Origin of the sequence: Clostridium sp., from assembly GCF_026168755.1 — a bacterium.
Classification (GTDB): Bacteria; Bacillota; Clostridia; order Clostridiales; family Clostridiaceae; genus Clostridium.
Genome location: NZ_JAPFDR010000035.1, coordinates 14096 through 32592 on the forward strand (window position 1 = coordinate 14096; position 18497 = coordinate 32592).

Here is an 18497-nt window from a genome sequence, read left to right on the forward strand (position 1 = left end):
AGGTATAAGCTATATGGAAAGTTTAGAAATGCTTTGTGTACAGATTATTTCTAATGTAGGTTTAGCAAGGTCAAATTATATTGAGGCAATTAATAAAGCTAGAGAAGAGGATTTTAAAGGTGCAGAAGAATGTATTGCTAGTGGTAAGGAAAAGTTTTTAAAAGGGCATGAACTTCATTTAGAACTTTTTAAAAATGAGGAAAATAGCAATATGTCTATAAGCACTTCAGTTTTATTAATGCATGCAGAAGATCAGCTTATGAGTGCAGAAGGTTTTAAGATTATAGCTGAGGAGTTAATAGAAAGTTATAAAAGAATTAATAATCTTGAAAAAATAATAAAATGTGAAAGTTAATAAATTATATTGTAAAATAACTAATATAAAATATTTAGTAGAAATTTTAAGAGATAATTCTGAAATAAAGATGAAATATTAAAAAAAAGGTGATTTCTAAATTAAATAGAAATCACCCTTTTAAATTGGATTAATTGTAATACTTAATCTATAGTTAGTATATATATAATTTAATTAGGTAATGTATAAATAGAAAATTTTTGACGTTTATCAATTAAGTAAAGATTATGTACTGGGATTTCTTGTTTTAAAGTTAGCGCTGTATAATTTTCTAAGTAATTTATATACTCTTCAGAAGGATAGTAAAATATCAAATCTATTTCTCTAGGAAATTCTTCTACTGAAATTAAAATATTATTTAAAACTTTAATAAATAATTGTAGTGAAAAAGGGTTAAAGAAATAGAATTTGTTATCTAATGGTGATACTTTATAATTTTCTGCAAATATATTTAAAAAGTTAATTTTTTCTCTTGGTTTTGAGAATGATTTAAAGTAACTTTTTTTATTGTTTTCACATATGTCATGGTAATTATTGTTCATTTCTATTCCAGTAACATATGAGTTATAATAATAGTTTATATAAAATGCTAATCTTCCTTTCCCACATCCAAAGTCTACTAAATGACCTGAATTATTTAGAGTGTACTCTTTAAATAGTGACTCTAATGCCATATAAGATGTAGCTTCATATCTATTATAATGATGAGATTCGTAAAATCCTTGTTGTTCTCCGGTTGTTCTTATATTAAGTAATCTTTCATAATGTATATCATCCATAATTAATCTCCTTATTATTTATAATTTTAAATAAACTATTTATACATTATATCAAATATATATTAAAAAATATTTATTCCTAAGTTTTATGGATAATTAGCAAAATTTAAAAAAATATGTGTAAAGATTAGTAGAATTTAACGAAAATAAGATAAAAGCTATAATAAAGTAGAATATTTTTATATAGCTATTTATTAATATTCGGCTTTGGTATATACTATTAATGAGTGGAATTTTATAAATAGATGATACGCTATATACTGTATAGTATATATTATTAAATTTGAATCTTTGAAATTTTAATGTAAAGGGGAAAGTTTGATGACAGAATTAAGACATGAATTAGGAATAATAGCTCTAGAAAGTTGTAAAGAACTTGGAAACGCTATTGATAAGCTTATTCAAGAAAAAAGAAATACTAATGAATCATTCCTAATACCAATCAATGAAATAAGATTCTCTAACGGAGAGGGAAAAGTCAAAATATCAGAGAGTGTAAGAGGTAAGGATATATACATTTTATGCGATATTGGTAATTATAGTTGTACATATAAAATGTTTGGATTTATTAATCATAAGGGGCCTGATGAGCATTTCCAAGATATAAAGAGAACTGTTTCTGCAATTAGAGGTAAAGCTGCAAAGATTACAGTAATAATGCCACTTCTATATGAATCAAGACAACATAGACGTAAAGGTAGAGAATCTTTAGACTGTGCATTAGCACTTCAAGAATTGGAAAGATTAGGAGTACACGAAGTTCTTACATTTGATGTACATGATCCTAATGTACAAAATGCAATTCCTCTACTATCTTTTGAGAATTTCTATCCAACTTATGATATAGTAAAATCTCTTATAAAGAATGAAAATACATTAGAGTTAAACAAAGACAAGCTTATAGTTATAAGCCCAGATACTGGAGCTATGGATAGAGCTATTTATTATTCAAGTGTTTTAGGAGTTGACGTAGGTTTATTCTATAAGAGAAGAGACCATTCAACAATAGTAAATGGAAAAAATCCTATAGTACAACATGAGTATATGGGAAGAGATGTTGAAGGAAAAGATGTATTAATAGTTGATGATATGATAGCATCTGGTGAATCAGTACTTGATATAGCTATGGAGTTAAAGGAAAGAAGAGCAAGAAATGTTTATGTAGCAACTACATTTGCTTTCTTTACAGAAGGATTAGAAAAGTTTAATAGATTCTATGAAGATGGAATAATATCTAGGGTATATTCTACTAATTTAACATATATATCTGAAGAGTTACGTGATTCTAGATGGTACAGAGCTGTGGATATGTCAGAGTTAGTATCAAAAATAATAAATAAGTTAAATTATGATAAGTCTATTGCTTCTTATATGGATGCAACAAGAGTAATTCGTGATTTATTAGAAGAATAAGAATGTGATATATTATAGCATATGTAAAACAATGAGAATTTACTATGCTATAATATTTTTTTTGGAGAAATTATGAGGAAAGAATTAATTAATAAAATAAATAAAGAAAATGAAGTATTATGCGTAAATAAAAAAGAAAATAAAGAAAATTTAATTATAGTGGAAAAGGGAGATATACGATACAAATCTAATAGTGAAAATATTTCTTTAGAATATAATGTATCAGGTATAGGTGGATATGGATTAAACCTTATATAGATTTTAGTTTTAGGAAGAAGGGAAGGAGAAAATGATAGAAGCATTTCATTCAAATTGGACTATGCCATTTTTAAATTCTAATCCATGTAAAGAATATTATATAGAGGATTTTGAAATATTAACAACTATTCTTTCTGCATTGAAGTGGAGAGAGAAAAATGGAAGCATAAAAATGATTACTGATAAAGTAGGTGCTAATTATTATAAGAGTATAGGTTTAGAAAATATATGGGATTTAGGAATTGATATATCTTTAGATAATATTAGTGATAGAATTGATAGTAATATATTTTGGGCAGCAGGAAAGATTTATGCCTTAAAGAGTCAAAACTATCCATGTGTCATGATGGATACTGATTTTATTGTATGGGAAAATGTAGATGATATTTTAAATAATACAGAATTAAGTGTAATACATAAGGAAAAAATAATAGAAGAAGTATATCCAAGCAAAGAGTATTTTAAGTTTAAAAGTGGATATTATTTAGATAGAGAATGGGATTGGACAGTGTTACCTAGTAATACTGCATTTATGTATATCTCTAATAATGAATTTAAAGAATATTATACTGAAACAGCTATAGATTTTATGAGTAATCTATCTAATAGTTATAATAAGATTATTAATATGGTTTTTGCAGAGCAAAGGCTGATATCAATGTGTGCTAAAAGAAAAAATATAGAGATTAAAGAGATAATGAGTTTAGAAAATTTATTCTCTAATAATCAAAAATTATTTACTCATATTTGGGGATATAAGAAAGAAATGAAGCATAATTTTAATAAAAGAAAAGATTTTTGTATGAGGTGTATTAAAAGAATTATTAAGGATTATCCTGAATATGAAGATGTTATAGCTAATATTGATAATTTAAAAGATTATTATAATGAAATTAAAAATTACTTTTATATTTAATTTAAAGAGTTTTCAGATAAAATAGAATAATGAATCTTTTTACTTATTTTAGAGATTTAGTGTTATTATATATATAATAATAATTTTTTGAAGGAGTGTGGGAAAATGAAAACTTTAGTAATAAATTGTGGTAGTTCATCTTTAAAGTATCAATTAATCGATATGAATACAGAAGAATGTATGGTTCAAGGATTAGTTGAAAGAATAGGAATCGAAGGCTCTGTATTAACTCAAAAGGTTGAGGGAAAAGACAAATATGTAATAAATACAGAAATTAAAAATCATAAGGATGCAATAAAGCTAGTATTAGAAGCATTAATTGATCCTGTTCACGGAGTTATTAAATCTATGGACGAAATTTCAGCAGTAGGACATAGAGTTGTTCACGGTGGAGAAAAATATTCAGATTCAGTTTTAATTAATGATGAAGTTTTACAATCAATTAAAGATTGTATAGTGCTTGCACCATTACATAACCCACCTAATATTATAGGAATTGAGGCTTGTAAAGAATTAATGCCAAATACTCCGATGGTAGCAGTATTTGATACAGCATTCCATCAAACAATGCCTAAACATTCATATATTTGCCCATTACCATATGAATTATATGAAAAATATGGAATTAGAAAATATGGATTCCATGGAACATCTCATAAATATGTTTCAAATAAAGTAGCAGAAGCTATGGGAAAAGATATGAAAGAGTTAAAGATAGTTACATGTCACTTAGGAAATGGTTGTTCATTAGCTGCTGTTAAGAATGGTAAATCTGTGGATACTTCTATGGGATTTACTCCACTAGCAGGTGTTATGATGGGAACAAGATCAGGAAGTATAGATCCATCTGTTATTAGCTTCTTAATAGAACAACATGGATATACAATAGAAGAAATAGATGAATTATTAAATAAAAAGTCTGGAGTTCTAGGAATTTCAGGGGTATCATCAGATTTTAGAGATGTTTTAGCGGCAGGTGAAGCTGGAAATGAAAGAGCAAAGCTTGCTTTAGAAATATTCTACTATAAAGTTAGAACTCAAATTGCTGCTTATGCTGGAGCAATGGGTGGTATAGATGTAATAGTATTTACTGCTGGTATAGGAGAAAACTCTTCTATTACAAGAAAAGAAATATTAAAAGGGTTAGAATTCTTTGGATTTGAACTTAATGAAGAAAAAAATGAAATAAGGGGAAATATCCAAGAAATATCTACTGAGGGTTCTAGAGTAAAGGTATATGTAGTACCTACTAATGAGGAATTAATGATTGCTAGGGATACAGCAAAATTAGTTAAATAATTATAAAATGGTGTGTTAAAAGGATTATTTAATAATCTTTTTAACACTATTTTTGTATTTGGAAATACTAATAAGTAAATCTATTATTTAGACAGTAGTTGCTTAATATTTAATATGTTATAATAATTATTATTAATTATATAAGGAGATATTATTATGGGAAATAAGATAACTTTAACATATGAAAATGGGGAATTTAATGTTGCTATAAATGAAAGTATTGTATATACAGATAAGGAGATGGAAGGGGCACTTATTAAATTTAACTCAGTAGTTAAAAATAATGCTATAGAGCAAAAAAATTCATGGGATGATATAGAAGCTGAAGTTAATAATTATAATATTGAAGAAGTTGAAGTAAACTCACAGTTTAAGACTGTTAATTTTGGAAAAATGAAATACTTCTATAATACTGATAAAGTATTTTATATTCAAAATAATAGCATGATATCATTAGGTGGAGGTTATTCATTATTTAACTTTGTATTAAAGAAAATTAATGAAGGACAGTTAGAAAATGAAGAGAACTTTTTAGAGCTATGCAAAATATCAATGCAGAATAAAGCGATTTTTAGTGCAAATGAAGATATTGTAATGATATCAAGTCCAAAATTTAGTTATGGAACAGTAGAATATAACTTTGCCACTAATAAAATAAATAAGGGGACTAGTAGTGAAAAAGGAAGCTTTGAAGAATTTAAAAATTATGTTTTAGAGATTCTTAAATAGGCTATCTAGGTCACTGAAGATTAAACAATGATTCTATAGTAAAAGAAATCATTAGAATAAGGAGATATATATGAAAGAGTTATTATTAGAAGCAGATAGATGTTTATTATGTAAAAATGCTAGATGTCAGGCAAATTGTCCAATAAGCACAGAAATTCCGGAAGTAGTTAAGCTATTTAAGGAAGGAAAAATAATGGAGGCTGGTGAAATATTATTTAATAATAATCCATTATCAGCAGCATGTGCCATAGTTTGCCCACATGAGGATCAATGTAAAGGAAATTGTATTAGAGGAATAAAAAGTGAACCTGTTAGATTTTGTGAGATTGAAGAATATATTTCTGGAGAATATTTATATAAAGTTAAATTTGATAAGGTAGAGTCAAGAAATGAAAGAATTGCTATAATAGGAGCAGGACCAGCAGGAATTACTTTATCAATAATATTAGCAAGAAAAGGCTTTAAGGTTACTCTTTTCGATGCTCATGAGAAAATTGGTGGAGTTCTTAGATATGGAATTCCAGAGTATAGATTAAAAAATTCTATGATAGATAGATATGAAGAGTTACTTATTGAACTTGGAGTAAAAATTAGGCCAAACACTTTAATTGGACCTGTTATAACATTAGATAAGCTATTTTCTGATGGATATAAGGCAGTATTTATAGGTACTGGAGTATGGAATCCTAAGACTTTAAATATAAAGGGAGAGTCATTAGGAAATGTACATTATGCAATAGATTATTTAAAGTCACCACAAGTTTATAATTTAGGAAAAAGAGTGGCCGTAATTGGTGCAGGAAATGTTGCTATGGATGCGGCTAGAGTTGCTAAAAGAAGTGGTGCTGAAGAAGTGTATATTCTTTATAGAAAAGGCTTTGAAAATATGCCATGTACTAGAGCTGAATTAGAAGAGGCTAAAGAAGATGGAATTAAGTTTGAATTATTTAAGGCGCCTTTAGAATTAACTGAAGAAGGTGTTAAATATATAGAAACTAGAAATGAAGTGGATGAGTCAGGTAGAGTAAATACAGCTATTATAGAAGGAACAGAAGGAATGTTTAACTGTGACTCTACAATAATTGCAGTAAGTCAATCACCAAGAAAGAATATAGTTGCTAATACTGAAGGTTTAGAAACTAATAAATGGGGATTATTGCTTACTGATGAAAAGGGACATACAACAAGAGATGGAGTATTTGCATCAGGAGATGTTGTTACTGGAGCTAATACAGTAGTTCATGCAGTTGCATATGCAAAAGTAGTTGCAGATTCTATAGAAGAATATTGTGATAACAATTAATAAATTATTTGTAAGAGGGTGTTAAAATGGAGAATGAAATGATTAAAAGTGAGTGTGAAGACACCCTAAGTGAATATTTTTATTTTATTAACTGTTCTGAGATGGAAAAAGAATTGTGCAATATGGAAATGAGAAGTGTTTTTGGAAAATATCCTAAAGCAAAGTATTTATTTTCAGAAAAAAATTTTGATCCATCTAGAAGTCCATTTATTAAGTTACAAATAAAATCAATATATGTAGAAAAAAACTTAGAAAATATAATTAATAAAATAAAAGGTGATAAAATATCTTATGATGCTTTTAAAGTTAATTATATAAAAAGTGAAGATGGGGATGTTTCTTATGAAGAGCGTCTTAAAGCTGTTAAGGAAATTGGATTTGTTGTAACAGGATTTCCAGATATACATAATCCAAAGATAGAGTTAGCTATAACTAAAGTTAAGGAAAAATGGATATTTGGAGAGTTAATTAGAAATAATTTTAAGTGGCAAAAACATAATGATAAGCCACATTCATATTCTAATGCAGTACCATTAAGAATGGCTAGAGCATTAGTAAATATTGCAGTTGGAGATAATAGGGAATTAACATTAGTTGATCCATGTTGTGGTGTTGGTACTGTTGTTATAGAGGCTCTTGATTTAGGCATTAATGTAAAAGGTTATGAAATTAGTAAACCTATTGCATGTAATGCTAGAAATAATATAGAATTTTTAGGTTACAATAGAGAAATAATAACTAGTGGCGATATGCATAATATAAATGAAATTTTTGATGTTGCCATAGTTGATATTCCTTATGGATTATATTCACCAGTAACTTTACAGGAGCAGGTAGATATAATTAGTACCTCAAGAAGAATTGCTCGTAAGATGGTTATAATAACATTTGAAGATATGGATAATTTAATAATTTCAGCTGGGTTCAAAATAGTAGAAAAAGGCTATATGAGAAAAGGTAATATGATAAGACATATTAGTATCTGTATATAAAATATAAATTATAAATTCAATTTAAAATAAAAAATTGACAATATATTAAGAAGATGATATAATGAACTTCGTCAAGAAGAAACTGCCGTTTCTCGCCTTACGGCTAAGCTTAGTAAGGTAATGAGTTTATTGGATTTTTATCTAGAAGAGTGTCTAGATTTTCTAAATAATACGAGGGCGGCAATTATGCTGCCCTTTTATTTATATATTTTTCTTGATAGATTTTATCGGAGGTGAATGTTATCAGTAAAAACTTTACTTGTAATGAAAGTATTAGAGAAAAAGAAATTAGAGTAATTGATACAGATGGTACTCAATTAGGTGTAATTTCTACGAAGGAAGCTTTACAAATGGCTGAGGAGAAAGATTTAGATTTAGTAATGATATCTCCAACAGCAGTGCCACCAGTATGTAAAATAATGGATTTAGGCAAATACATTTACGAGCAATCTAAAAAGGAAAAAGAAGCTAAGAAAAAGCAAAAGGTAACTGTCATTAAAGAAATCAGATGTAGTTTAACTATTGAAGAAAATGACATAGCTATCAAAGCTAAGAATGCTAGAAAGTTCTTATTAGACGGGGATAAAGTTAAAGTCACTGTTAGATTCAAAGGTAGAGAAGCAACATTAGGTCACCTAGGATTAAAGATCTTAGAAAACTTTGTTTCTAAACTTGAAGATGTTTGTACTGTTGAAAAAGCAGCAAAACAAGAAGGAAGAAACATGACTATGGTATTAGCCCCTAAAAAAGCATAACCAGAGAGGAGAATATTATCATGCCAAAAATGAAAACGCACAGAGGTGCAGCTAAAAGATTTAAAAAGACTGGTACTGGAAAGTTAAAAAGAGCAAAAGCTTTCAAGAGCCATATCTTAACAAAGAAGAGCGCTAAGAGAAAGAGAAACTTAAGAAAAGCTTCTTACGTTTCAACTACTCAAGAAAAAGCAATGAAGAAATTATTACCATACCTATAATATAGAGGACTTAGGAGGAATACAAAATGGCAAGAGTTAAGAGAGCGGTAAATGCTCGTAAGAATCATAAAAAAGTTTTAAAGCTTGCAAAAGGTTACTACGGTGGGAAGAGCAGATTATTCAGAACTGCTAACGAATCTGTAATCAGAGCTTTAAGAAATGCATACGTTGGAAGAAGATTAAAGAAGAGAGATTTCAGAAGATTATGGATAGCAAGAATTAACGCTGCTACAAGAATGAACGGTCTTTCATACTCAAAATTCATGAACGGAATCAAATTAGCTGGAATCGACATGAACAGAAAGATGTTATCTGAAATAGCTATCAATGATCCAAAAGCATTTGCAAACTTAGTAGAAACTGCAAAAGCTCAATTAAACAAATAATTTTGTTTACATAAAGCAATCCGAAAGGATTGCTTTTTTTATATTTAATATTAAATCAATAATTTATTATTATGAATATAATATATACGAGATAAATATTAGGTTGAAAAGAAATAATATGTATACAAAAGGTGATTTTAATAATTATATTGAATGTTATACAATTCATGGAATGATTGGTGATGTATATTTAAATGGAGAAGAAATAGAAAAATTTTTAAATGTACTAATTTAAAGCCTGCATCTAAATAATCGTATTAAAGGTTATTTATTAGATGTAGGCTATTTTTATGCATTACATAATAATTATGAATTTATTTAAATCTATAGGTAAAAGATAATAGATGAATATAAATGAATAATTTTACAGAAAATACTCTTATGATAAAGAGAGGTGGAACTAATGAAAATAAAAATTACTACTCAGGAATTTGACAATATAATAAATAGTATTAAAGATAAGTATAAAGTTATTGCACCAGTATCTATACCTTATGCAGGGCAATATTCAGATACTGATGTAATTAGATATGAGGAAGTAAAAAGTATTAATGAAATTGAATTTAATCATAAGTCTCATTTTACGGCAAAAGAAGTGGTTATGCCTGTTACAGAAACTTTATTTTATTATACAGAGGGAGAATATAAAATACCAACTATTGATGAAAGAAAAATGCTAGTATTTATGCGTTCTTGTGATGTCAATGGTTTGCATAGAATAGATAATGTTTATTTAAAAAATGGAAAAGAACCAGATTATTATTATAAGAGACTTAGAGATAAGGTTAAGATAGTGTTAATCGGATGTGAAAAAAGTTTTAGAAATTGTTTTTGTGTAAGTTTTGGTACTAATACAACTGAAGATTACTCATTAGGGGTAAAGGTTGATAAAGGTGATGTGTATATAGAGATAAAAGATGATGAATTTAAAGAGATTTTTATAGGGGAAAAAACAGAGTTTAATATTGATTTTGTATCTTCTAATGATGTGAAAGTGACATTACCAGAAAAACTAAACCCTTTAGAAGTAGCAGAGGCAGAATTATGGAGAGAGTATGACTATAGATGTATAGCTTGTGGAAGATGTAATCTTTCTTGTCCAACATGTTCTTGTTACACAATGCAAGATATAGTAAGCAGAGAGAATACTAAATGCGGTGAAAGAAGGAGAGTTGGTGCATCATGCCAAATACCAGGGTTTTCTTTAATGGCTGGAGGTCATGATGTTAGAGTAAGAAATGGAGATAGAATGAGATATAGAACTATGCATAAGATGTATGATTACGGTAAAAGATTTGGACCACAAATGTGTGTAGGGTGTGGAAGGTGTGATGATGTATGTCCTCAATATATATCACTATCAACTGCAATGAATAAGGTAACACAATTTGTAAAAAGTAAACAAGGGGGGGGAATAAAATATGGTGAATGAATATATTCCTTATGAAGTTAAAATTTTAGACATTATTAAGCATACTGCTAAAGAATGGACTTTTAGAGTAGAGAGAAAGTGTGATGAAATAAATCCAGGTCAATTTTTTGAAATTTCTATACCTAAATACGGAGAATCACCAATATCAGTATCTGGATATAGTGATGAATATTTGGATTTTACTATTAGAGAAGTAGGAAAGGTTACTGAAGAGATATTTAAACTAAATATAGGAGATATTATAAGACTAAGAGGGCCATATGGTAATGGCTTTGAGTTAAAAAATTATATAGATAAAGAAATAATAATTGTATCGGGGGGAAGTGGATTAGCACCAGTTAGAGGAATATTAGAGTATTTTTATGAAAATATAGATAAATGTAAAGGTGTAACATTAATATGCGGATTTAGATCACCTGATGATATTTTATTTAAAGAAGATATAGAAAAGTGGAAATCTAAATTTAATGTTATATTAACTGTAGATAAAGGTAATGAAGAATATAAGGAAAAGGTAGGGCTTGTAACAAAATACGTACCAGAGATAAATATAAATGATAAAAATAATGTTTCAGTAGTAGTTGTCGGACCTCCTATGATGATGAAATTTACAATAATTGAATTTCAAAAGATAGGTATAAAAGATGATAATATGTGGGTTTCTTATGAAAGAAAAATGTGTTGTGGTCTTGGAAAATGCGGACATTGCAGAATGGATACAACTTATATATGTACTGATGGACCTGTATTTAATTATTCTTTTGGAAAAACTTTATATGATTAGGAGGGATAGGCCATGGAGCTTTTACATGATTTAAATACTAGAAAGACAATGAAAAATGCTTTTAGAATAACTAAAAATAAATATATTACTGCTGTAAGAATTAGAGTTCCTGGAGGATCAATTTATACAGATACATTAAGATTAGTTGCTGATTTAGCTGAAAAATATGGAGATGGAAGAGTTCATATTACAACAAGGCAAGGTTTTGAAGTATTAGGTATTCCAATGGAACGTATGGAAGAGGTAAATGAAGCACTACAACCTATTATTGATAATATGGGAACTAATCAAAAGCATAAGGGTGCTGGATATCCTTCAGCTGGTACAAGAAATATAACTTCTTGTATAGGAAATAATATTTGTCCCAAAGCTCAATATAATACAACAGAATTAGCAAGAAAAATTGAAGATATGGTTTATCCAGATGATTTACATGTGAAAATAGCAGCAACAGGATGTCCTAATGATTGTATAAAGGCTAGAATGCATGATATAGGAATAATCGGAATGTGTCTACCGGTTTATGATTCATATAGGTGCATATCATGCGGAGCTTGTGTTAAAAAATGCAAGCAAGTATCGACTACAGCATTAAGTACAAAAAATTATAAAGTTATTAGAGATCCAAGCAAATGTATTGGATGCGGAGAATGTGTTCTAGCATGTCCTAATAACGCTTGGACTAGAAGTCCTAAAAAATATTTTAGAGTTGTTATTATGGGGAGAACTGGAAAAACAAATCCAAGAATTGCAGAAGATTTTATAAAATGGGCAGATGAAAATACTGTATTAAAAATTATAGATAATACTTATAAGTTTGTTAGGGAATATATAAATCCTGATGCGCCATATGGAAAAGAGCATATTGGATATATAGTGGATAGGGTTGGATATAAAGAATATAAAAAATGGGCACTTGATGGAATTGATTTACCTGAATTAGCAGAAGTAAGTGAAAATGTGAATTGGGCGGGAGTACATTATATGAGAAAGTAAAATCATATTTGCATATAAGTAAAAGTTAATAAGGTTATAAGAGTTTTACGAAAATTAGAATTAATTAAATAAGGAGTGATTTCATTGAAGGTTATAAGATCTACTTGTAATTATTGTTCTATAGCATGTAATTTAGATTTTCATGTTGAAGATGATGGGTTTATTAAGAGAGTAGTACCTACTGTTGATTATCCTGTTAATAAGGGGTTTTGTTGTGTAAAGGGATTAAATTTAGATAAGCAAAATACTGAACATGAAAATCCTGTATTACCACTTGTAAAAGATGAAAATGGAGAATTAAAACAAATTCAATGGCAAGAGGCATTTGATTTGTTTGCTAAGAGAGTAACTGAAATACAAGAGAAATATGGTAAAGAAAGTTTTGCATTTTTAAGTACAGGGCAATTAGCTACAGAGGAAATGGCCTTGGCAGGACATATAGGAAGAACATTTTTAGGAGGAAATGGAGATGGAAATACAAGGCTTTGTATGGCTACATCGGTAGTTGCATATAAGCAAAGCTTTGGATTTGATGCTCCACCATATACTTTTAATGATTTAGAACATTCAGATGTAATTATATTTATTGGATGTAATCCTGTAGTAGCACATCCAATTCTTTGGGGAAAAACTAAAAATAATAAAGATTGTATAAAGATTGCAATAGATCCAAGAAGAACAGAAACAGTAACTAATTGTGATATGTGGATAGATATAAAGCCAAAATCAGATTTAACGCTTCTATATACATTAGCTAATGTTCTTATTGAAAAAGGGTGGATTGATAATGAGTATATTGAGAAGTATACAGAGGATTTTGAGGGTTTTAAAGAACATGTGAAAAAATATACATTAGAGGATGTTGAAGAAAAAACAGGGATATCAAAAGTTAGAGTCTTAGAACTAGCAGAAATAATACATAATGGAAAAAGAGTATCATTGTGGTGGACTATGGGAGTAAATCAAAGCTACCAAGCAGTAAGAACAGCACAAGCAATTATAAATATAGCTTTAATGACAGGCAATATAGGTAGGCTTGGAACAGGAGCAAATTCTATAACTGGTCAATGTAATGCTATGGGTTCTAGACTTTTTAGTAATACTACAGGGCTTTATGGTGGAGGAGAGTATGATAATGAAGCAAGAAGAAAAGTTGTTGCTGAAGCTTTAGATATAGATCCTGAAATGTTACCTAAGAAGCCTACCTTACCATACAATGTTATAATAGAAAAAATAAACTCTGGTGAGATAAAAGCTTTATGGGTAGTGGCAACTAACCCTATAGTTTCTTGGATAAATAATTTAGAGTTTAAAAAGGCAGCTGAAAAATTAGAGTTTTTAGTTGTAGAAGATATTTACTCTGATACTGAAACAGCGAGATATTGTGATTTATTATTACCTTCAGCCAATGGATTAAAGAAAGAAGGTGTATTAATAAATACAGAAAGAAGATTATCAAAGCTTGATCCAGTATTAGAAAAGAAGGAGAATGAATTAACAGATTATGATATTATGTTGGGAATAGGTAAGGCTTTAGGAATGGGAAAATTATTAGATAAGTGGAAAACACCAAGAGATGCTTTTGAAGCATTAAAAGCATGTACCAAAGGAATGCCTTGTGATATTACTGGTGTAGATTATGATATGTTAAAGGATTCAAGAGGAGTACAATGGCCATTTAGAGCTGGTGAAAAATTAGAAGAAGATGAAAGAAGACTATTTGAAGATAATAAGTACTATACACCAAGTGGTAAGGCAAAGTTTATTTATGAAGATGTAGCACCAGTTCCTTATGAACAATCAGAGGAATATCCATACTTGTTTAATACTGGAAGAGGTACTGTTGGTCAATGGCATACACAAACAAGAACTAGAGAGATACCAGATGTTTTTTCTATAGTTCCTCATGAAGGATATGTAAATATAAATACTGATTTAGCTTATGAATTAGGAATAAAAGATAATGAAACAATTAAAATAACATCACCAAATGGTGTAAGTAATAATTTCCTTGTTAAACTAAGTAGAACTGTTAAAAAAGATCAAATATATGCACCAATGCATTATATAGAAGCAAATTCACTATTACCATCTATATTTGACACATATTCAAAAGAACCTAATTTTAAATATGTACCAGTAAAAATAGAAAAGATTGATTAGGAGATAGCTATGAAAAGAATAAAAATAGATAGAAATAAATGTATTGGGTGTTTAACATGTACTACTGCATGTAAGGTATCTCATGGTTCAAGGGATACAAGAGGAAGAATTGTTATTAATAGTGAAGGAAATTTTGCACCAATTTATTGTAGACATTGCACTAGACCGGAATGTGTTTACGCATGTCCAACTGGAGCTATGAGAAAAGATGATGAAAGTAAATATGTTATTTATGATAAAAGTAGGTGTGCAACTTGTTATATGTGTATAATGGCATGTCCATATGGGGTTCTGAAAATGGATTATCAAACAAATAGGGAAGTAATGAAGTGTGATATGTGTATGTCAACAGAACAAAATTTTCCTCAATGTGTAGATAAATGTCCAATGAATGCATTAACTTTAGAGGAGGTAGATGAATAATGGGATATGTTATAGTAGGAGCATCTGCATCTGGAATTAATGCAGCTAAAACTTTACGTGAAAATGATAAAAATGCAGAAATAATATTAGTATCTAAGGATGAATATGTTTATTCAAGATGCATACTTCATCATTTTTTAGATGGAAGAAGAGAAATTGAAGCTTTAGATTTTACTCCAAATAATTTTTTTGAAATGTATAAGATAAAGTGGATAAAAGGAGTAGAAGTAGTAGGAATAGATATTAAGGAAAAAAGACTAAAATTATCAAATAATGAGGATTTAGGTTATGATAAAGTTTTATTAGCAGCAGGATCATCATCATTTTTACCACCAATAGAAAATTTAAGAACAGCTAACAATGTAATAGGGCTTAGAAATTTAGATGATGCTATTAAGATTAAAGAAGAAGCTAAGAAAGTTAAGAATATTGCTATCCTAGGTGCAGGATTAGTTGGGGTAGATGCTTTAGCAGGCCTTTTAGATTATGATGTAAATATAACATTAATTGAAATGGGGGATAGAATATTACCACTTCAATTAGATAATTATGCAGCAAATGTGTATCAAGAAAGATTAAAAGAAGAAGGTGTGAACTTTAAGTTTGGAGTAAAAGCTGAAAAAGTTATAGTAGATGATAATAATAATCCAATTTCCATAAAATTAAATACAGGGGAAGAAGTACCTTGTGAATTAATAATTGCATGTACTGGTGTTAGATCTAATATAGGATTTTTAAAAGATAGTGGTATAGAGTGTGATAAGTTTGGGCTTATAATTAATACAAAAGGTGAAACTAATATAAAGGATGTTTATGGTGCAGGAGATATAACAGGAAGAAACCCAATATGGCCAACAGCTGTTAAGGAAGGAATTATTGCAGCTAATAATATGATTGGTAAGGAAATTTATATGAATGACTTTTTTGGAAGTAAAAATACAATGAATTTCTGTGGAGTGGCTACAATGTCTTTAGGAATGGTAAATAAACCAGATGATAGCTATAAGGAAGAAACTCAGATAAAAGGAAAGGATTATAAAAAGATAATTCATAAAGATGGAATAATATATGGAGCTATAGTTCAAGGTGATTTATCTTATGTTGGAGTACTAACACAACTTATAAAGGAGAACATTGATATAAGAAAAGTTAAGAAGCCACTTTTTGATATAGATTATTCTGATTTCTTTAATGAAAAAGAAAATTTAGAGTTTGTATATTAAAAGTAAAGATAAAGGGATATTATAAATTAAAATAAATAAGTAGATATTTATATGTATAGCTTATATAAAGATAGGCAAAATTCAATAATAATCTACTTATTTTTTTATTATTATTAATTAAATTCATTATCAAATGATATTGCTGATAATGAATGGAATTACGTACATATATAAAGAGATAACATATAATATAATTATCAAATGATAATTGGAGGTGTATTATAGTGAATAGATATGACGAATCTAATAAAGTAACAATAATATCTATTTTACTTAATATAGGATTAACTATACTAAAAATATTATCAGGTATTTTAGGTAACTCTGCAGCTATAATAGCCGATGGAGTACATTCAGCATCAGATATAATTACTTCTGTTGGAGTTCTTATAGGAAATAAGATTTCTAGAAAGCCAAGAGATGATGAACATCAATATGGACATGAAAAGGCAGAGGGTTTAATTTCTTTTACTTTAGCAACTGTACTTATAGGTATTTCTTTTAAAATAGGATATGATGGATTTAAAGAGTTAATTAATGTAAATAATATATTAGTACCTAATGCGTTGCCATTAATTGTAGCTTTAATATCAATAGCAGTTAAGGAATACCAATATCAAATTACGATTAGAGTAGCTAAAAGAATTAATTCATCATCATTAAAGGCCGATGCTTGGCACCATAGATCGGATGCGCTTTCATCTATAGCAGCGTTTATTGGAATTGGAGGTGCAATGCTTGGATTAAAGATATTAGATCCCATAGCATCAATTATAGTAGCTATAATTGTTGTAAAGGTTGGAATTGATATATTAAAATCAGCCTGTAATGAACTGATGGATAGTTCAATAAGTAAACAAGATATTAGTACAATTAAATCATTAGTAGATAGTGATGAAAAAATATATGGAATAAAAGATTTTAAATCTAGAAAGTATGGATCTGTTGCATACATTGATATGAGTATTTTTATTGATAAAAGCAAAACATTAGAAGAAGCTCATGAGATTGCAGATAATTTAGAGCATACTATAATTTCTGGTTTAAGCTATATTAAAGAAATAAATATTCATACGGAACCATATAAGAACTAATGGGAGTTCATAAATAAAGTCGGATTTATCCGACTTATTTGTTTGAATTTATAATGTATTATAAGTATAATAATTATTATTTTATAATATTTTTATAATTTATTATAAAGATAACACGAGATTAATTAAAATGAGAGGACAAAGTTTTTATATGAGAATAAACAAATATTTTAGTAATTTAGGAATTTGTTCTAGAAGGGAAACTAATAGATTAATTGAAGAAAAGAGAGTTATTGTAAATGGTGTTCTATGTGAGCCAGGACAGTGGGTAGAAGAATATGATGAAATATTATTGGACGGAGAAAGAGTACAAGCAAAAGAAAGAATATATATAGCTTTAAATAAACCGGTAGGGGTAACTTGTACAGCAGCTGAAAATGTTAAGGATAATATAATAAGCTATATGAATTATGGTCAATATATATTTCCAGTTGGAAGATTAGATAAGGAATCACAGGGATTAATAATAATGACGAATGATGGAGTTTTATCAAATAAAATATTAGAAGCTGATAATCTTCATGAAAAAGAATATATAGTTACAGTAGATAAAATAATAAATGATGATTTTATTAATAAAATGTCAAACGGAGTAGACATAGGTGATGTTATAACGAGAAAATGCAGAGTTAATAAAATAGATGATAATACTTTTAATATAGTTTTAACTCAAGGACTTAATAAACAAATAAGAAGAATGACTAAAGCCTTTGGATATACTGTAATAAAATTAGAACGAATTAGGATAATGAATATAAAAATAGATGATATACCATATGGAGAGTGGAGAAAACTTACTTCTGAAGAATTAGAAAAATTAAAAGAATTAGCATTATATAATCGAGTAGGAGGTAGATAATTATTTTATCTACCGACCTCTCACACCACCGTGCGTACCGGTCTGGTACACGGCGGTTCTTTAAGTTTAATGAATTTTAATATATTGACGCGTTAGGCTTTTTAAGCCTAAGTCGGTAAA

General features: G+C 28.5%; 21 protein-coding genes and 1 other annotated feature. Of the genes, 20 read left to right on the forward strand and 1 reads right to left on the reverse strand.

Features of this window, described 5'->3' with window-relative positions; genetic code table 11:
* The first annotated feature begins 13 nt into the window (after positions 1-13).
* Positions 14-355 (forward strand): PTS lactose/cellobiose transporter subunit IIA, encoded by a 342-nt coding sequence (locus tag Q0Y03_RS11550; RefSeq protein WP_297713975.1) that lies wholly within the window; start codon positions 14-16, stop codon positions 353-355.
* Positions 356-525: 170 nt separating this feature from the next.
* Here Q0Y03_RS11550 and Q0Y03_RS11555 read toward each other — a convergent pair whose 3' ends face one another.
* Positions 526-1134, reverse strand: coding sequence for a methyltransferase (locus tag Q0Y03_RS11555; protein ID WP_297713976.1), 609 nt, complete (start codon positions 1132-1134; stop codon positions 526-528).
* A gap of 321 nt (positions 1135-1455) precedes the next feature.
* Here Q0Y03_RS11555 and Q0Y03_RS11560 point away from each other — a divergent pair, with 321 nt between their 5' ends.
* From Q0Y03_RS11560 to Q0Y03_RS11650, 19 genes are all read left to right on the forward strand, one after another.
* On the forward strand, positions 1456-2547 hold the full coding sequence (locus Q0Y03_RS11560) for a ribose-phosphate pyrophosphokinase (protein WP_297713977.1): 1092 nt from the start codon (positions 1456-1458) through the stop codon (positions 2545-2547).
* A gap of 72 nt (positions 2548-2619) precedes the next feature.
* Positions 2620-2805, forward strand: coding sequence for a hypothetical protein (locus Q0Y03_RS11565; protein ID WP_297713978.1), 186 nt, complete (start codon positions 2620-2622; stop codon positions 2803-2805).
* A 31-nt stretch (positions 2806-2836) separates the two neighbouring features.
* Entirely contained in the window at positions 2837-3721 is an 885-nt protein-coding gene (locus Q0Y03_RS11570) for a DUF6734 family protein (protein ID WP_297713979.1), read from the forward strand.
* Positions 3722-3826: 105 nt separating this feature from the next.
* Positions 3827-5020 (forward strand): acetate kinase, encoded by a 1194-nt coding sequence (locus Q0Y03_RS11575; protein WP_297713980.1) that lies wholly within the window; start codon positions 3827-3829, stop codon positions 5018-5020.
* 156 nt (positions 5021-5176) lie between these two features.
* Complete coding sequence (locus Q0Y03_RS11580) at positions 5177-5749, forward strand: hypothetical protein (protein ID WP_297713981.1); 573 nt, start codon at positions 5177-5179, stop codon at positions 5747-5749.
* A gap of 70 nt (positions 5750-5819) precedes the next feature.
* Entirely contained in the window at positions 5820-7052 is a 1233-nt protein-coding gene (locus tag Q0Y03_RS11585) for an NAD(P)-dependent oxidoreductase (protein WP_297713982.1), read from the forward strand.
* A gap of 26 nt (positions 7053-7078) precedes the next feature.
* Positions 7079-8044 carry an SAM-dependent methyltransferase gene (locus tag Q0Y03_RS11590; protein WP_297713983.1) on the forward strand — a complete coding sequence of 322 codons (966 nt, stop codon included), beginning with the start codon at positions 7079-7081 and terminating at the stop codon, positions 8042-8044.
* A gap of 67 nt (positions 8045-8111) precedes the next feature.
* Positions 8112-8251 (forward strand) — a sequence feature (ribosomal protein L20 leader region).
* Between the two features lie 26 nt (positions 8252-8277).
* The gene (infC, locus tag Q0Y03_RS11595; protein ID WP_294389218.1) at positions 8278-8799 is read left to right on the forward strand and encodes a translation initiation factor IF-3; all 522 of its coding nucleotides are present in this window, start codon (positions 8278-8280) and stop codon (positions 8797-8799) included.
* Between the two features lie 20 nt (positions 8800-8819).
* Positions 8820-9017 (forward strand): 50S ribosomal protein L35, encoded by a 198-nt coding sequence (rpmI, locus tag Q0Y03_RS11600; protein WP_195517320.1) that lies wholly within the window; start codon positions 8820-8822, stop codon positions 9015-9017.
* 26 nt (positions 9018-9043) lie between these two features.
* Positions 9044-9403: a 50S ribosomal protein L20 gene (gene rplT / locus Q0Y03_RS11605; RefSeq protein WP_005211350.1), complete on the forward strand. Its 360-nt coding sequence runs from the start codon at positions 9044-9046 to the stop codon at positions 9401-9403.
* Positions 9404-9506: 103 nt separating this feature from the next.
* A complete protein-coding gene (locus Q0Y03_RS11610; RefSeq protein ID WP_297713984.1) occupies positions 9507-9638 on the forward strand; it encodes a hypothetical protein in 132 nt (43 codons plus the stop codon).
* A 168-nt stretch (positions 9639-9806) separates the two neighbouring features.
* Positions 9807-10835, forward strand: coding sequence for an anaerobic sulfite reductase subunit AsrA (asrA, locus tag Q0Y03_RS11615; protein WP_297713985.1), 1029 nt, complete (start codon positions 9807-9809; stop codon positions 10833-10835).
* A complete protein-coding gene (gene asrB, locus Q0Y03_RS11620) occupies positions 10825-11619 on the forward strand; it encodes an anaerobic sulfite reductase subunit AsrB (protein ID WP_297713986.1) in 795 nt (264 codons plus the stop codon). The genes asrA and asrB overlap by 11 nt, the downstream gene beginning before the upstream one ends.
* Positions 11620-11631: 12 nt before the next feature.
* Positions 11632-12615, forward strand: coding sequence for a sulfite reductase subunit C (gene asrC, locus Q0Y03_RS11625; protein WP_297713987.1), 984 nt, complete (start codon positions 11632-11634; stop codon positions 12613-12615).
* A gap of 84 nt (positions 12616-12699) precedes the next feature.
* Positions 12700-14778, forward strand: a complete 2079-nt coding sequence (locus Q0Y03_RS11630) for a nitrate reductase (protein WP_297713988.1) — start codon at positions 12700-12702, stop codon at positions 14776-14778.
* A gap of 9 nt (positions 14779-14787) precedes the next feature.
* Positions 14788-15201, forward strand: a complete 414-nt coding sequence (locus tag Q0Y03_RS11635; RefSeq protein WP_291677464.1) for a 4Fe-4S dicluster domain-containing protein — start codon at positions 14788-14790, stop codon at positions 15199-15201.
* On the forward strand, positions 15201-16424 hold the full coding sequence (locus tag Q0Y03_RS11640; RefSeq protein WP_297713989.1) for an FAD-dependent oxidoreductase: 1224 nt from the start codon (positions 15201-15203) through the stop codon (positions 16422-16424). Before Q0Y03_RS11635 ends, Q0Y03_RS11640 begins: the two co-directional genes overlap by 1 nt.
* Before the next feature lie 224 nt (positions 16425-16648).
* On the forward strand, positions 16649-17518 hold the full coding sequence (locus Q0Y03_RS11645; RefSeq protein WP_297713990.1) for a cation diffusion facilitator family transporter: 870 nt from the start codon (positions 16649-16651) through the stop codon (positions 17516-17518).
* Between the two features lie 151 nt (positions 17519-17669).
* The gene (locus Q0Y03_RS11650; protein ID WP_297713991.1) at positions 17670-18377 is read left to right on the forward strand and encodes a pseudouridine synthase; all 708 of its coding nucleotides are present in this window, start codon (positions 17670-17672) and stop codon (positions 18375-18377) included.
* Positions 18378-18497 lie beyond the last annotated feature (120 nt).

What these genes read in the sequence shown, in the direction of transcription:
- asrA (WP_297713985.1), top strand. Translation starts at nt 9,807, where the DNA reads ATGAAAATAAAAATTACTACTCAGGAATTTGACAATATAATAAATAGT.
- Q0Y03_RS11550 (WP_297713975.1), top strand. Translation starts at nt 14, where the DNA reads ATGGAAAGTTTAGAAATGCTTTGTGTACAGATTATTTCTAATGTAGGT.
- rpmI (WP_195517320.1), top strand. Translation starts at nt 8,820, where the DNA reads ATGCCAAAAATGAAAACGCACAGAGGTGCAGCTAAAAGATTTAAAAAG.
- Q0Y03_RS11635 (WP_291677464.1), top strand. Translation starts at nt 14,788, where the DNA reads ATGAAAAGAATAAAAATAGATAGAAATAAATGTATTGGGTGTTTAACA.
- asrB (WP_297713986.1), top strand. Translation starts at nt 10,825, where the DNA reads ATGGTGAATGAATATATTCCTTATGAAGTTAAAATTTTAGACATTATT.
- Q0Y03_RS11590 (WP_297713983.1), top strand. Translation starts at nt 7,079, where the DNA reads ATGGAGAATGAAATGATTAAAAGTGAGTGTGAAGACACCCTAAGTGAA.
- Q0Y03_RS11580 (WP_297713981.1), top strand. Translation starts at nt 5,177, where the DNA reads ATGGGAAATAAGATAACTTTAACATATGAAAATGGGGAATTTAATGTT.
- rplT (WP_005211350.1), top strand. Translation starts at nt 9,044, where the DNA reads ATGGCAAGAGTTAAGAGAGCGGTAAATGCTCGTAAGAATCATAAAAAA.
- Q0Y03_RS11575 (WP_297713980.1), top strand. Translation starts at nt 3,827, where the DNA reads ATGAAAACTTTAGTAATAAATTGTGGTAGTTCATCTTTAAAGTATCAA.
- asrC (WP_297713987.1), top strand. Translation starts at nt 11,632, where the DNA reads ATGGAGCTTTTACATGATTTAAATACTAGAAAGACAATGAAAAATGCT.
- Q0Y03_RS11640 (WP_297713989.1), top strand. Translation starts at nt 15,201, where the DNA reads ATGGGATATGTTATAGTAGGAGCATCTGCATCTGGAATTAATGCAGCT.
- Q0Y03_RS11560 (WP_297713977.1), top strand. Translation starts at nt 1,456, where the DNA reads ATGACAGAATTAAGACATGAATTAGGAATAATAGCTCTAGAAAGTTGT.
- Q0Y03_RS11650 (WP_297713991.1), top strand. Translation starts at nt 17,670, where the DNA reads ATGAGAATAAACAAATATTTTAGTAATTTAGGAATTTGTTCTAGAAGG.
- Q0Y03_RS11555 (WP_297713976.1), bottom strand. Translation starts at nt 1,134, where the DNA reads ATGGATGATATACATTATGAAAGATTACTTAATATAAGAACAACCGGA.
- Q0Y03_RS11565 (WP_297713978.1), top strand. Translation starts at nt 2,620, where the DNA reads ATGAGGAAAGAATTAATTAATAAAATAAATAAAGAAAATGAAGTATTA.
- Q0Y03_RS11585 (WP_297713982.1), top strand. Translation starts at nt 5,820, where the DNA reads ATGAAAGAGTTATTATTAGAAGCAGATAGATGTTTATTATGTAAAAAT.
- Q0Y03_RS11570 (WP_297713979.1), top strand. Translation starts at nt 2,837, where the DNA reads ATGATAGAAGCATTTCATTCAAATTGGACTATGCCATTTTTAAATTCT.